Raw genomic sequence first — 14613 nt, forward strand, 5'->3', positions numbered from 1 at the left:
CCTGCGCCCAGCCGTTACCATTTTGTCCTTACACCCCACCAGCACGGCATCCCTTCGCTTGCTGCCCTCCATCCACGCATCCATCGATCACCGCCCCAGCCCTGCCATGCTGTTTTTGCTTTCGCCCGCCAAGTCGCTCGACTACGACACGCCCCTGCCCGAGGGCCTGCCCCACACCACGCCGCAGTTCGTGCCTCAATCGGCGGCCCTCATCGAGGTGCTGCGCGCGCATTCGCCGCAGAGCATTGCCTCGCTGATGGACCTGAGCGACAAGCTCGCCGCGCTCAACGTGGCCCGCTACCAGGCATGGCGCCCGCGTTTCACGGCCACCAATTCGCGCCAGGCGGCGCTGGCCTTCAATGGCGACGTGTATGACGGGCTGCAGGCCCGCTCGCTCTCCGCCGACGACCTGGCATGGGCCCAGGGCCACGTGGCCATCCTGAGCGGGCTGTACGGCGTGCTGCGGCCGCTGGACCGCATGCAGCCGTACCGGCTGGAGATGGGCACGCGACTGGCCACCGACGCCGGCAGCAACCTCTACGACTACTGGGGCAGCCAGATCGCCGAGCACCTGAACACCCGCCTGCGCGCGGACAAGACCCCCGTCGTGGTCAACCTCGCCTCGCAGGAATACTTCAAGGCCGTGGACCGCAAGGCGCTCAAGGCACGCGTCATCGACTGCGTGTTCGAAGACTACAAGGGCAGCGGCTACAAGATCATCAGCTTTCATGCCAAGCGCGCGCGCGGGCTCATGGCGCGCTACGCCATCACGCACCGTGTCGCCACGCCGCACAAACTGGAAGGTTTTGACCTGGACGGCTATGCTTTCGCCCCCGGGGTCTCCACGCCGGAGCGCCTCGTCTTTCGCAGAGGATGAGGACCATCGCCCGGGGCGGCCGTACCGGTTTTTGAAGCCATGGGTCACCGATGCCCAGCACCATGGAACACTGACATGAAGACATCCCAATCCATCACCCCCGAACTGCGCCGCTGGATCATCGAGCAGGCCCAGGCCGGCTATGCCGCGCCGGTGGTGCTGCAGTCCATGCGCGATGCGGGCTGGGACGAGGATGTGGCGGCCGAGGCGATGGAGGTCACGCTGCAGGACCACCTGAACGATCTGGCGGTGCAGCAAGGCCAGCCCCCCGCAGTGCCCGTGCCGGGGCCGCAGTTGGGCGACTCGCCCACCGAAATAGATGGCGGCGACCGCGTCGTCAAGGTGCTGCTGGCCATGGCCCAGCCCCGCGTGGTGGTTTTCGGTGGCCTGCTGTCCGACGAGGAGTGCCAGGCGCTCATCGCCGCCGCCGAGCCACGACTGGCACGCTCCCTCACCGTGGCCACCAAGACCGGCGGCGAAGAGATCAACGACGACCGCACCAGCGACGGCATGTTCTTCCAGCGGGGTGAAAGCGCGCTGCTGCAGCGCATCGAAGAGCGCGTCGCCCGCCTGCTGAACTGGCCCATCGAGAACGGCGAAGGCCTGCAGGTGCTGCACTACCGCCCCGGCGCCGAGTACAAGCCCCACTACGACTACTTCGATCCGGCCGAGCCCGGCACCGCCACCATCGTCAAGCGCGGCGGGCAGCGTGTGGGCACGCTGGTGATGTACCTCAACACGCCCGAGAAAGGCGGCGGCACGACCTTCCCCGACGTGCACGTCGAGGTCGGCCCGCAGCGCGGCAACGCCGTGTTCTTCAGCTACGAGCGCCCTCATCCATCCACGCGCACACTGCACGGCGGCGCCCCGGTGATCGCGGGTGAGAAATGGATCGCCACCAAGTGGCTTCGCGAGCGTGAATTCAAGTAAAAACAGGCCCTGTAGCTTGATGGGCAAGCGCTGCAAGCTATTGAATGCATAGCAAAAACACATCCTGACGGGCACCGAATGAACACGCCAGAACAATCCCAGCTGGGCAAATCCTCTGCCTACATCGACCAGTACGACGCCTCGCTGCTGTTCCCCATTCCCCGCGCCGGCAAGCGCTCGGAGATCGGTATCACCGGCGCAGCGCCCTTCTTCGGGGCCGACCTGTGGACCGCGTTCGAGCTGTCGTGGCTCAACCCGCGCGGCAAGCCGCAGGTGGCGCTGGCGCACATCACCGTGCCGTGCGAGACACCCAACATCGTCGAGAGCAAGTCGTTCAAGCTCTACCTCAACAGCTTCAACAACACCCGCTTCGCCGATGCGGCCGAAGTGCAGGCCCGCATCCGCGCCGACATCAGCGAGGCTGCGTGGCGCGGCGCCGAGCACCCGGCCACCGTGGGCGTGCGGCTCATCGGGCCCGAGCTGTTCGACCAGGAACCCGTTCACGAACTCGATGGCCTGAGCCTGGACCGCCTGGACGTGGAATGCACGCGCTACCAGCCCGCACCCGAACTGCTGACGGCCGAATTCACCGAGGCCCCCGTGTCCGAGGTGCTGACCAGCAACCTGCTCAAGAGCAACTGCCTCGTCACGGGCCAGCCCGACTGGGGCAGCGTACAGATCAGCTACAGCGGCCCGCAGATCAACCAGGAAGGCCTGCTGCAATACCTGGTGAGCTTTCGCAACCACAACGAATTCCACGAGCAATGCGTGGAGCGCATCTTCATGGACGTATGGACCCGCTGCAAACCCATCAAGCTGACCGTGTACGCCCGCTACACGCGGCGCGGCGGCCTGGACATCAACCCCTTGCGCACCAGCCACCCCCAGGGCCTGCCGCGCAACGCCCGCACGGCGCGGCAGTAGGCAGCAGGCGGCGGGCACCTTCGGTGCGCGGGGCGCGCCATTGCCCGCGCCGCGAGACGGGCGAACCCGTATCAGAGGGTGCGATCACCTCCCGATCCAATCGCACCGCAGCTTGTGCAGCCGATGGGCCCGCGCGCGCCAGCCCACATAAAGGCTGGGAACCATGGTGCCCATGAAACACAGCGGTGCGGCCCAGGCTTCGCCAAAGGCACAGGTGGGCAACCAGCCCACCCAGCCCATCAGCCAGAGCGTGAGCACCAGGTCCCACAGGTGGTACTCCAGCGGGTGCTCTGCCCGGTGGGCCACGTGCCATTGCTTGATGCGTTGCAGCTCATTGAGCGTCATGTCGATCTCCCGCCAGACGGGGATTTCAATGTAAGTTACGCGTAAGCAAGCGTCAAGGTGTGCGGGCGTGGGCTGCGATGCGGAGCCATGCATCCCCTCCTGCCTGGCGCCCTCTCCGCAGGAACGCACGCCACCTTCCGCCTGTTCTACCGTTCGTGCCCGGCCCCGCTCAGAACAGCTGCGCCGTGCTGCCCAGGCCGCCGGACTCGTCCGGGCCGCCAGTCCCCCCTGGCGTTCCGCTGCCACCTGCGGGCCCATTCGCGCGCGGCTCCAGGGGCGGCTCTTCCCCCCGGCGCGCGAGCGTGCTGGCGCGCACGCCCAGGAGCCGCAGGCGCTTGTCCAGCGGCACACGCTTGAGGCACTGCCCCGCCAGGTGGCGCATGGTGGCGGCATCGTCCGTGTAGCTACCGGCCGTGTGGTCGCGCGTGGCGATCTTGAAGTCGTCGTAGCGCAGCTTGATGCCGATGGTGCGTGCCACATAGCCCTTGCGCTGCAGGTCGCTGGCCAGGCGCGTGCACAGGTCGGTGAAGATCGCCGAGAGTTCCGCCTTGTCGCGCACCGCGTGCAGGTCGCGGTCAAAGGTGGTCTCGCGGCTCATGCTCACGGGCTCGCTCTCGGTCACCACAGGGCTGTCGTCGCGGCCCCAGGCCACGCGGTGCATCCAGGCACCACTCGACTTGCCGAAGCGGGCGATGAGCCACTGTGGGTCCTGCGCGGCCAGTTCCCCGATGGTCTGGATGCCCAGGGACGCCAGCTTCTCGCCCGCCTTGGGGCCAATGCCGTTGATCTTGCGCACGTTGAGCGGCCAGATCTTCGTTTCGAGGTCTTCCGCGTAGACGATGGAGATGCCGTTCGGCTTGTCGAACTCGCTGGCCATCTTGGCCAGCAACCGGTTGGGCGCCACGCCGATGGAGCAGGTCAGGCCCGTCACGTCGAAGATGCTCTTCTGGATCAACCGGGCCAACACCCGGCCCCCTTCGCGCTGGCCGCCGGGTACGTCGGTGAAATCGATGTACACCTCGTCCACGCCCCGGTCCTGCATCACCGGTGCAATGTCAGTGATGGTGCTCTTGAAGGCGCGCGAGAAGCGGCGCACCTCGTCGAAATCCACCGGCAGCACGATGGCCTGTGGGCACAGTCTGGCCGCCTTCATCATGCCCATGGCAGAGCCCACGCCGAACTGCCGCGCGGGGTAGGTGGCCGTGGTGATCACGCCCCGGCCCACGTAGTCCTTGAGCCGCGGGAAGTCCTCCACCGGGATGAAGCGCCGCTCGCGCTCCTCGGTGCCATCGGGGCCGCGCAACAGCAGCTCGTCCACCTTGCGCCGCCCGCCGCCGATGACCACGGGCAACCCCTTGAGCTGCGGGTAGCGCAGCAGCTCGACGGACGCGAAGAAGGCGTCCATGTCGAGGTGGGCGATGCGGCGCAGCCGGCCGTCCTGAAGGGTCGGCGCGGCGGGGATTTCAGCGGGATGCTCGGGCGGAGAAACTGTCACGCCCAGTATTGTGCGCGGCGGTGCGACAAGCTGCTGCCACTGCGAAATGCAAAGGGCCCGATGCCGCCGCGGCAGTACCCGAAATGCTCATGGAAGCTGCAAAAACCGTATGTCTTTGCACTTGCATGCACGGAACTACGGCTTGGCCAATGCCGCCTTGCGAATGCCCTGCAGCGTCCCGGTGGGCGTGATCGCCTCGGGGTCGATCAGGCAGTGCAGCACGCTCGGCAGGCCGCTCGCGCGCGCGCGCGCCAGGGCGGGGGCGAACTCCTCCGTGCGCTCCACCCGCTCGCCGTGCCCGCCAAAGGCCTGGGCGTAGGCCTTGAAGTCGGGGTTCCTGAGCTGCGTGGCGCTCACGCGGCCAGGGTACTCGCGCTCCTGGTGCATGCGAATGGTGCCGTACATGGCGTTGTCCAGCAGCACCACGATGATGGGCAGGCCGTACTGCACGGCAGTGGCGAACTCCTGGCCGTGCATGAGAAAGTCGCCGTCGCCGGCAAAGATCACCACCTCGCGCTCTGGCCACAGGCGCTTGCCGCCCACGCCGGCGGGCAGGCCGTAGCCCATCGACCCGCTGGTGGGCGCGAGCTGGCTCGCATAGGTGGTGAAGGGCCAGAAGCGGTGGATCCAGGTGGCGAAGTTACCCGCGCCGTTGCAGAAGATGGTGTCGGCCGGCAGCACGTCCTTCAGGTGCTGCATCACCTGGCCCATCTGCAGCTCGCCCGGAATGCGGATCGGGGCCGTGTCGCTCCAGGCCAGGTACTCGGCATGGGCGGCGTCGGCGTGTGCCTGCCACACGACGGGCCCAGTGGGGCGAACGTTGGCGAGCGCCGCCGCAAAGGCACGCGGCGTGGCATGGATGGCCTGGGTGGGGCGGTAGAGCTTGCCCAGTTCATCGGCGTCGGCGTGCACATGCACGAAGGGCTGCGCGGGCGTGGGAATGCCGAACAGCTCATAGCCCTGCGACGGCACTTCGGACAGCCGCCCGCCCACCACCAGCACCAGGTCGGACGCTCGGATGCGCGCCAGCAGCTTGGGGTTCACGCCCAGGCCCAGGTCGCCGCCATAGCAGGCGTGGCTGGCCGCAAACAGCATCTGGCGGCGGAACGAGCAGTACACCGGCAGCGACCACGCTTGGGCAAAGTCCGTGAACTCGCGCACCGCCTGCTCCGACCAGCGGCTGCCGCCCAGGATGGCCACGGGCTGCTTCGCCGTGCGCAGGCGCTCTGCCAGCTCGGCCATCTGCGCGGCGCCGGGGTGCGTCTCGCTGACTTGGTAAGGCAGCGCGTCGGCCACGGTGGCAGCCTCGGTCAGCATGTCTTCGGGCAAGGCCACCACCACGGGACCCGGCCGGCCCGACGTGGCCACATGGAAGGCGCGCGAAATGAGTTCGGGCACTCGCGCCGGGTCGTCGATCTGCACCACCCACTTGGCCATGGTGCCGAACACGGCGCTGTAGTCCAGCTCCTGGAAGGCCTCGCGACCCATCGCCCCGCGCGCCACCTGGCCCACGAACAAGATCATGGGCGTCGAGTCCTGGTGCGCAATGTGTACGCCCGCCGACGCATTGGTGGCGCCGGGCCCTCGCGTCACGAAGCAGATGCCCGGCTGGCCCGTGAGCTTGCCTTGTGCCTCGGCCATCATCGCCGCGCCACCCTCCTGGCGGCACACCGTCACGGCAATGCTGGCGTCGTGCAGGGCATCCAGAACGGCCAGGTAGCTCTCGCCCGGCACGCAGAACAATTGCTTTACGCCGTGGGTGATGAGCTGCTGGACCAGGATCTGGCCGCCGGTGCGGGAGGTGGAGGATGCGGTAGTCATGTCAGGCGGTCATTTCAAAAACAAGAACTCAGAACAGTGCCTCGCAAGCACGGCGGATGCGCGCGCAGGCTTCCTGCAGGTCGGCCATGGACGCAGCGTACGAGATGCGGAAGTACGGCGCCAGCCCCAGCACACTGCCGGGCACCACGGCCACATGGAATTCGCGCAGCAGGTAGTCGCAAAAATCCGCATCGGTGCGCAGCGTGGCGCCGCCCGGCGTGGTGCGGCCGAGGACGCCTTCGCAGCTGGCAAAGGTGTAGAACGCGCCCTCGGGCACGCGGCAGCGCAGGCCCGGCGATGCGTTGAGCGATGCAACGACAAGGTCGCGACGGGCCTGGAACTCGCGGCAGCGCTCGGCCACGATGTCCTGCGGGCCATCGAGCGCGGCCACGGCCGCCGCCTGGCTGATGGACGAGGCGCACGAAGTGGCCTGGCTCTGCACCACGGCCATGGCCGCGATCAATGCACGAGGGCCTGCACCGTAGCCGATGCGCCAGCCCGTCATGGCATACGACTTGGACACGCCGTTCACCGTGAGCGTGCGCTCACGCAGCTCGGGCAGCACGGCCGCAGGGGTCGCGAACGCATGACCGTCGTACAGGATGTGTTCGTAAATGTCGTCCGCCAGTACCCACACCTGCGGGTGGTTCAGCACCACCTCCAGGATGGGCTTGAGCTGCTCTGCGCTGTAGGCCGTGCCACTGGGGTTGGAAGGCGAATTGATGAACACCCATCGCGTGCGCGGCGTGACGGCCGCGTCGAGCTGGTCCGCCGTGATGCGAAAGCCGTTGGCCTCGCTGCACGGCACCACCACGGGCACGCCGCCCGCGATCAGCACCATGTCGGCGTACGAGGTCCAGTACGGCGCGGGCAGGATCACCTCGTCGCCCGGGTTCAGGCTGGCCATCAGCGCGTTGTAGATGACCTGCTTGGCACCCGCGCCCACCGTGATCTCGTTGGTGGCGAAGTCCAGGCCGTTGTCGCGGCGGAACTTGCGCTGGATGGCGGCCTTGAGTTCGGGCGTACCGTCCAGCACGGTGTAGTGCGTGTCACCCCTCGCCATGGCCTGCTGTGCGGCCTCCTGGATGTGGGCCGGCGTGTCGAAGTCCGGCTCGCCCAGGCCCAGCACGATCACGGGCTGGCCCTGGCGCTTGAGCTCGTTGGCCGCCTGTGTGATGCGCACGATGTCCGAGACACCGATGGCGCTGATGCGGTCGGCTGCGCGAAAGGGCGCGGCCGGGATGGCCGTGGCGGGGATGGCGGCGTTCATTGCTGGTAGGTCTCCAGGGGCTTGTCGTTGGGTGCGGAGAACAGCTGGCGCAGCGTGGTGCCCAAGGGCAGGTTCAGGCTCATGTTCTTGGGCGGAATGGGGTTCACGAACCACTTGGTGTAGATCTTTTCCATCTCGCCGCTTTGCATCAGGCGGGTGAGCACGCCGTCCACCGCAGCCTTGAAGGCAGGGTCGTCCTTGCGGAACAGCAGCGCGATGGGCTCGGCGCCCAGCGGCTCGCCCACGATGCGGTAGGCCGAGGGGTCCTTGGAGTTGGCAATCATCCCGGCCAGCAGGTTGTCATCCAGAACGAATGCATCGGCGCGGCCCGACTCGAGCAGCAGGAAGCTTTCGTGGTGGTCCTTGCCCAGCACGGTCTTGATGGGCGCTCCCCCCAGGGCGCGCTCCTGCTTGCGCAGCAGCTGCACGGCGGTGGTGCCCGTGGAGGCGGCGATGGTGCGGCCGGCGAGCTGGCTGATGGACTTGAGGTCCGAATCCTTGCGCACCGCCATGCGCACTTCGCTCACGTAGGTGGTCACGGCGAAAGCCACCTGCTGCTGGCGTGCGGTGTTGTTGGTGGTGGGGCCGCAGCCGATGTCGAGCGTGCCGTTCTGCACCAGCGGCAGCGTGTTCTGCGCGGTGACGGCCATGTATTCGAGCTTGGCGTCAGGCACGATCTCCTTGAGCACGCGCTCGCACAGCTCGACGTGGTAGCCCACGTATTTTTCATTCGCCCCCAGCGCGTAGGCCATGGGCGGGGATGTCTCGCGCACGCCCAGCACGGCCTTGCCGGATGCCTTGATCTTCTCCAGCGTTGGCGTGTTGACGGTCTGCGCCTGCGCGGGCGCCAGCGCCGAGCAAGCCAGGGCGAGGCCAGCGGCCAGCGCGGTGAAGGTCTTGCGAGAAATTGCCATGTTGTTGTCTCCTTGTGTGTTGTGGTGGGCGGGATGCGAAGAAATCAAAAAGCAAAGGTGCGCACGCAGGGGCTCATTCAGATCACGTTCTTTTCGAGCAGCGGCTGATTGCGCGCAATGCGCTCGACGGACAGCGGCGACAGGTCCAGGCTCTGGTAACGGCCGGTCAGCACCAGTTCGGCCAGGCCGCGCCCTACCGCAGGGCATTGCTGCAGGCCGTGGCCCGAGAACCCGTTGGCCAGCACCAGGTTGTCGCAGTCCGGGTGCAGGCCCACGATGGCGTTGTGGTCGAAGGTGTTCATCTCGTAGTAGCCCGCCCAGGCACCTTGCATGCGCAGCGCCTCGAAGCCCGGAATGCGCTCTGCCAGCGTGGGCCACACGTGGTCTTCGAACGCGTGGTGTTCGGGCTCCAGCGGCGCGAAGTCAGCATCGTCTTCGGCACCTGGGGCAAAGCCGCAGATGAATCCCCGCCCCTCGGGGCGCAGCCAGATGCCGCTGGTGTCGATGAGCAGCGGGCAGCCCGTCAGCATCGCAGGGCTGGCCAGGTTGAACACCGTGCGGCGCCTGCCCACCACGGGCAGTTCGATGCCCGCCCACCCGGCGACTGCCGCCGCCCAGGGCCCCGCCGCATTCACCGCGAAGCTGCACGTGAGCACGCCGCCGCTCTTGAGACGCACGCCGCTCACATGCCGCACTCCATCGCTGCGGGCCATGTCCAGGCCCACGGCCTCGTCGGCCACATAGCGCACTCCCTGGCTCTGCGCCTTCTTGCGCAGCGCGGTCAGCAGCAGGTAGCCGTCGAACCAGCCTTCGCCCGACAGCCCCAGCGAGCCCAGCACCACGTCCTGCAGCGCCAGCCACGGGAAACGCGCGGCCAGCTGCTGCGGGCTGAGCAGCGCCACGTCGGCGCCGTGCCGCCGCTGCAGCGCATGGTTCTCCCGCAGCGTGGCCTCGCCGGCCACTGTGGCCAGGTACAGATAGCCGCCCTCGTGCAGGCCCACGTCCGGCACATCGCCGCCGCAGGCCAGCAGGGTGTCCACCTGGCGCAGGAAGTCGATGCCGTAGGCCGAGATCCGGACGTTGATGTCGGTGGAAAACTGCTGGCGGATGGAACTGGCCGACAGTGCCGACGATGCGCGCGCATAGGTTGGATCGCGCTCGACCACCACAACGCTGCAGCCCGGTTGCTGCAGCGTGAGAAAGTAGGCGATGGCACTGCCGATCGCGCCGCCGCCGATGATGACGATGGGGGGTTTGCCAGCCGCAGGCATGGACACAAGAGCCACGGCCCGGCTCACACGTCGAAAACGACGCCCTGCGCGAGCGGCAGCGCGGTGGAGTAGTTGATGGTGTTCGTCGCCCGGCGCATGTAGGCCTTCCAGCTGTCCGACCCCGCCTCGCGCCCGCCGCCGGTTTCCTTCTCGCCGCCGAAGGCTCCACCGATCTCGGCTCCGCTGGGCCCGATGTTCACGTTGGCGATGCCACAGTCCGAGCCGGCAGCCGACATGAACTGCTCGGCCTCGCGCACATTGAGCGTGAAGATCGACGACGACAGGCCCGCACCCACCGCGTTGTTCATCTCGATGGCTTCGTCCAGCGTGCCGTAGCGCACCACATACAGGATGGGCGCGAAGGTCTCGTGCAGCGCAGGGCCTTCGTGCGCCTTGAGCTCCACCAGCGCCGGGCGGACATAGTAGGCGTCAGGGCCCCCGATGCCCTCGACGCGGCAACCGCCGTGCACCTTGGCACCGAGCGCGCGGCTTTGCTCCAGGGCCTTGTGCATGCCGTCAAACGCCTGGCGGTCGATCAGCGGCCCCACCAGCGTGCCGGCCGCGCGCGGGTCGCCCACCTGCACGTTGGCATACACTTTGGCGAGCTGCGGCACCAGCTGGTCGTAGATGCTCTCGTGCACGAACAGGCGGCGCAGCGTGGTGCAACGCTGCCCTGCCGTGCCCATGGCGGCAAAGGCGATGCCGCGCAGCGCGAGGTCCAGGTCAGCGGTCGGGGCCACGATGGCGGCGTTGTTGCCGCCCAGCTCCAGGATGCCGCGTGCGAATCGTGCGGCCAGGCGCGGGCCGACGGCGCGACCCATGGCGGTGGAACCCGTGGCCGACACCAGCGGTACGCGGGCGTCGTCCACCAGTTCCTCGCCGATGTCGCGCTGGCCGATAAGCAGCTCCAGCAAGCCCTCGGGCGCACCGCCGCCGGCCTCGCGGTTGAAGCGGGCCACGGCGCGCTGCGCAATGGCGTGCGTGGCCAGCGCGGTCAGAGGGGTCTTCTCGGACGGCTTCCAGACCACCGAGTCTCCGCACACCAGCGCCAGTGCCGCATTCCATGACCACACGGCCACGGGGAAGTTGAAGGCCGAGATCACGCCGCACACACCCAGCGGGTGCCAGGTTTCCATCATGCGGTGGCCCGCACGCTCGGTGGCGATCGTCAGGCCGTACAGCTGGCGCGACAGGCCGACGGCAAAGTCGCAGATGTCGATCATCTCCTGCACCTCACCCAGGCCTTCGGATGGGATCTTGCCCGCCTCGATGGTGACGAGCAGGCCCAGGTCAGCCTTGGCAGCGCGCAACTCTTCGCCCAGCAGGCGCACCAGCTCGCCGCGGCGGGGCGCGGGCACATTGCGCCACACCAGAAAAGCAGCATGTGCGCGGCCGATCGCGGCCGTGGCGTGAACGGGCGATACCTCTGGCACCGCACCGATCGCCTCGCCCGTGATGGGCGAGCGCACCGGCAGGCTGCCGCCACTGTAGGCCGCGCGCGGCACGCCCAGGCGCTGCAGCAGTTGATCGACTTCGGTCACGAGTGGGTTAGCGGCAGAGGTGGCAGGGATGGCGGACATGGCGGCTCGCAAGAAAGGGCAACGTAAAAAAGGGCGGCAAGAAGGGCAGCGGACTGCTGGGACAGGACAGGCTCTGCACGACGCAATGCGCCAATATCCGTCAATCGCGCCGAGCTGGATAGCAAAAAAACGGAACTACTTGATAGCAAACCGGAATGAAGTAGCCGAAAATACCAGCACCCACCTTGCAAGCCCCGCCAGCATTGGCTGCCATCAAGCGCTGCGATCCGCCTCGGCCATCATTCCCTACACGCATGACCATGTTGCGCCGCTCCTTCCTGCCGTCCACCGCCGATCTGCTGGCGTTCGAAGCGGCAGCCCGCCACCAGAGCGTCTCGCGCGCTGCCGAGGAGCTGCACCTCACCCAAAGTGCCGTATCGCGGCAGATCCGGCAGCTGGAGGAACAACTGGGCACCGCCCTTTTCCACCGGGTGCGCCAGCGCGTGGTGCTTACCGACGCGGGCCGCATCTACGCCGCCGACGTGCAGGCGGTGCTGCAGCAGCTGTCGGCCAGCACGCAGAAAACCATGGCGTTCTCCAGCACCGACGGCCTGCTCAACCTGGCCGTGCTGCCCACGCTGGGCACGCGCTGGCTCATTCCGCGCCTGGGGCGCTTCATGGCGCTGCACCCCGAGGCCATGGTCAACTTCTCGGCCCGCACAGAGCCATTCGACTTTGCCGGCACGCCGTTCGACGCTGCGATCCACTTCGGGGCACCGCACTGGGCCGGTGCTGTGTGCGAATACCTGATGCACGAGGAAACCGTGCCCGTGTGCAGCCCCGCCTACCGCGACCGCCACGGCATCCGCTTCCCGCAGGACCTGGCCCGCGCCGTGCTGCTGCAGCAAAGCACCCGCCCCACACAGTGGGCCGAATGGTTCGACCTGGTGGGGGCGCCCACGGCGCTGGCCCTGCGCGGCCCCCAGTCCGAACACTTCGCCATGATCGCCCAGGCAGCCGTGTCCCACCTGGGCGCGGCGCTGCTGCCCCGCTTTCTGATCGAACAGGAGCTGGCGTCGGGCAGCCTGGTGGAGCTGTCGGACCAGGTGCTCACCAGCAGCGATGCGTACTACCTGGTGTACCCCGAGGCGCGGGCGCAGACCCCGCTCGTGAAAGCGTTCCGGGACTGGGTGGTGCAGGAGTGCGCCGGGCAGCGGCAGGCATGAGCCGGCGCGCGTCCGGGAACGAGGTCATTCCAGGGCGGGGGCCTTGAGCTCGGTCTTGCGCTCGATGATGCGAGACACCAGCCCGTAGGCGACTGCCTCCTCGGCGGACAGCCAGCGGTCGCGCTCGATGTCCTCCAGAACCACCTCCAGCGGCTTGCCGGTCTCGCGGGCGATGGTGCGGGCGATGCGCTCGCGGGCCCGCACGATCTCGCGGGCCTGTATGGCGATGTCGCTGGCCGGCCCGCCCGCCCCGCCGCTGGGCTGGTGGATCAGAAACCGTGTGTTCGGCAGGCAGTAGCGCCGCTCCCGCGGCACGGCCAGATACAGGTGCGTGGCGGCGCTGCCGACCCAGCCGGTGCCGATCATGTTCACCGGCGCGCCGATGAAACGCACGATGTCGTGGATCGCATCGCCGGACTCGAGATGGCCGCCCGGCGAGCTCACCAGTAGATCGATGGGCGCGGCGCTCTCCGCGTCCAGCGCGATGAGCCTGCGCGTCACGTCGGCAGCGATCACATCGTTGATGGCGCCGAAGACGAGCAAGGTACGCGCCTTGAAAGCCTTTTCTTCCAGGTAGGAGGTGCGTGGCTCGGTAGCGTTGGAGGGGGCTGCAGTTTCAGGGGTGGTGTCCATGGGCAAGATCCTTGGGGTTGGAACTGGCTTGACGAACGGCACGGCCATTTCGTGACATCCGCCCACAGTGCGGCGCTGTGGCAAGATTTGCCGATGCATGACGAACACTGGGCGGCGCTGCTGCTGGACACCGACCGCCGCCACCTGGTGCGCGCGGCCACCCGCCTGCTGGGCCCTGCCGAGGCAGAGGATGCCGTACAGGACGCCTACATCCGCGCGCTGGAGTCAGACATCGGGGGCCTCAACGCCGCGCAGGCCTGGCTGCTGACCGTCGTGCGCCACCTGGCCATCGACAAACTACGCCGGCGCGACTGGATGCAGCAATGGCAAGCGCAATCCCGCAGCAGCGATGTGCCGGCGGCAGCGCCGTCGGCCGAGGCCGAAGCAGCACTGGCCAGTGACGTCGCACGCGCCCTGCGCCTGCTCGCGGCCTGCCTGAGCCCCGCCGAAGGCGCTGCGCTGCTGCTGCATGAGGTGTTCGAAGCCAGCCATGCCGAGATCGCGCAGGCCAGTGGCAAGGCCGAAGCGGCCACCCGCCAGCAGGTGCGCAGGGCGCTGCAAAAGCTGCTGCTGCAGCGGCAGCAGCCTGCGGCAGGCCAGGCCGGGGCCGGCCCGGACGGCGACCTCGCTCCGCACGAAGACACGCTGTTTCGCGTGTACCTTCAATCGCTGCAGCTGCGGGACGCCCAGGCTTTGTGGGCCATGCTGCGCCAGCCGCCCGTCCGTGCCGTGGCGCATGCAGGCGCCGGGGCTTGCGCCGCTGCTACACACGCTACCGCCACACCGTCGACCACCTGCGGCCTGGTACAGGCAGGCGGCCAACTGGGCCTTGTGCTCACGCTCGATGGCGTGGTGCTGTGCGTGGTTCCGCTGGGTGTTCACAACGACGCCTGCGAGGCACAAGCCGGACAAGCCGCACTGCTGTAGGCGAACAGCCGCACCGGCTGATACGCTTACCGGGCTGCGGCAACTGGTGCGTTGCCTGCGGCCGGTGGGCGCTTGAACACCGCGATCAAAAGGTGCGCGCCCACCGCGAGTGCCACGAGTACCACCGCGCCCAGGCCCCAGATGGCCCACGCCATCACCGACACGGCGCCCGACAGCGCGGGGACAGCCTCCAGAGCCGACTGAACCACCGGGCCGACCGAAGCGATCAAGGCCTCGAACTCCTGGGTGAGCTGGGGCGGTATCCATGCCCTGATCCACTCGGGCACCAGGATTGCATTCATGGCGGAAGTCCCGGCCGACAATGCTCCTGCGCTCGACACGGCCCACACAGTCACCGCATGCACGCCCCAGCAGGCCACCGACCACAGGGCCAGCAGCATGAACGACAGAAACCAGCTGATTGCGTAAAACATCGAATGCGTCCTTTCAAGATGGCAAT

14 protein-coding genes are annotated in these 14613 nt (G+C 67.8%); 5 read left to right on the forward strand and 9 right to left on the reverse strand.

The window, feature by feature from the left end:
* Positions 1 to 106 precede the first annotated feature (106 nt).
* The 3 genes from yaaA (at position 107) to queF (ending at position 2731) form a co-directional block, all read left to right on the forward strand.
* Positions 107 to 877, forward strand: a complete 771-nt coding sequence (gene yaaA / locus KW835_RS01005; RefSeq protein ID WP_218380421.1) for a peroxide stress protein YaaA — start codon at positions 107 to 109, stop codon at positions 875 to 877.
* 75 nt (positions 878 to 952) lie between these two features.
* Positions 953 to 1807: a 2OG-Fe(II) oxygenase gene (locus KW835_RS01010; protein ID WP_339385479.1), complete on the forward strand. Its 855-nt coding sequence runs from the start codon at positions 953 to 955 to the stop codon at positions 1805 to 1807.
* 78 nt (positions 1808 to 1885) lie between these two features.
* Positions 1886 to 2731, forward strand: coding sequence for an NADPH-dependent 7-cyano-7-deazaguanine reductase QueF (queF, locus tag KW835_RS01015; RefSeq protein WP_218380423.1), 846 nt, complete (start codon positions 1886 to 1888; stop codon positions 2729 to 2731).
* Positions 2732 to 2815: 84 nt separating this feature from the next.
* On the opposite strand, the gene KW835_RS01020 is transcribed toward queF, so the two are convergent.
* The 7 genes from KW835_RS01020 to KW835_RS01050 all read right to left on the reverse strand — a co-directional run bounded on the left by KW835_RS01020 (position 2816) and on the right by KW835_RS01050 (position 11418).
* Positions 2816 to 3076, reverse strand: a complete 261-nt coding sequence (locus KW835_RS01020) for a hypothetical protein (RefSeq protein ID WP_218380424.1) — start codon at positions 3074 to 3076, stop codon at positions 2816 to 2818.
* Positions 3077 to 3245: 169 nt separating this feature from the next.
* Positions 3246 to 4481 carry a DNA polymerase IV gene (locus KW835_RS01025; protein ID WP_218381019.1) on the reverse strand — a complete coding sequence of 412 codons (1236 nt, stop codon included), beginning with the start codon at positions 4479 to 4481 and terminating at the stop codon, positions 3246 to 3248.
* Positions 4482 to 4706: 225 nt separating this feature from the next.
* A complete protein-coding gene (locus tag KW835_RS01030) occupies positions 4707 to 6392 on the reverse strand; it encodes a thiamine pyrophosphate-binding protein (protein WP_218380425.1) in 1686 nt (561 codons plus the stop codon).
* Positions 6393 to 6420: 28 nt separating this feature from the next.
* Positions 6421 to 7662, reverse strand: coding sequence for a pyridoxal phosphate-dependent aminotransferase (locus tag KW835_RS01035; protein ID WP_218380426.1), 1242 nt, complete (start codon positions 7660 to 7662; stop codon positions 6421 to 6423).
* Entirely contained in the window at positions 7659 to 8576 is a 918-nt protein-coding gene (locus KW835_RS01040; RefSeq protein ID WP_218380427.1) for an amino acid ABC transporter substrate-binding protein, read from the reverse strand. The genes KW835_RS01035 and KW835_RS01040 overlap by 4 nt, the downstream gene beginning before the upstream one ends.
* A 77-nt stretch (positions 8577 to 8653) precedes the next feature.
* On the reverse strand, positions 8654 to 9847 hold the full coding sequence (locus KW835_RS01045; RefSeq protein ID WP_218381020.1) for an FAD-binding oxidoreductase: 1194 nt from the start codon (positions 9845 to 9847) through the stop codon (positions 8654 to 8656).
* A gap of 23 nt (positions 9848 to 9870) precedes the next feature.
* Positions 9871 to 11418: an aldehyde dehydrogenase family protein gene (locus tag KW835_RS01050; RefSeq protein WP_370633571.1), complete on the reverse strand. Its 1548-nt coding sequence runs from the start codon at positions 11416 to 11418 to the stop codon at positions 9871 to 9873.
* 269 nt (positions 11419 to 11687) lie between these two features.
* Here KW835_RS01050 and KW835_RS01055 point away from each other — a divergent pair, with 269 nt between their 5' ends.
* Positions 11688 to 12593 (forward strand): LysR family transcriptional regulator, encoded by a 906-nt coding sequence (locus KW835_RS01055; protein WP_218380429.1) that lies wholly within the window; start codon positions 11688 to 11690, stop codon positions 12591 to 12593.
* 24 nt (positions 12594 to 12617) lie between these two features.
* Here KW835_RS01055 and KW835_RS01060 read toward each other — a convergent pair whose 3' ends face one another.
* Positions 12618 to 13226: an ATP-dependent Clp protease proteolytic subunit gene (locus KW835_RS01060; RefSeq protein ID WP_218380430.1), complete on the reverse strand. Its 609-nt coding sequence runs from the start codon at positions 13224 to 13226 to the stop codon at positions 12618 to 12620.
* Positions 13227 to 13319: 93 nt separating this feature from the next.
* Between KW835_RS01060 and KW835_RS01065 the strand changes: the two genes are divergently transcribed.
* The gene (locus tag KW835_RS01065) at positions 13320 to 14153 is read left to right on the forward strand and encodes a sigma-70 family RNA polymerase sigma factor (RefSeq protein ID WP_218380431.1); all 834 of its coding nucleotides are present in this window, start codon (positions 13320 to 13322) and stop codon (positions 14151 to 14153) included.
* Positions 14154 to 14179: 26 nt separating this feature from the next.
* On the opposite strand, the gene KW835_RS01070 is transcribed toward KW835_RS01065, so the two are convergent.
* Positions 14180 to 14587: a hypothetical protein gene (locus KW835_RS01070; protein ID WP_218380432.1), complete on the reverse strand. Its 408-nt coding sequence runs from the start codon at positions 14585 to 14587 to the stop codon at positions 14180 to 14182.
* Positions 14588 to 14613: the final 26 nt, after the last annotated feature.

Source organism: Acidovorax sp. sic0104 (assembly GCF_019219095.1).
Classification (GTDB): Bacteria; Pseudomonadota; Gammaproteobacteria; order Burkholderiales; family Burkholderiaceae_C; genus Acidovorax.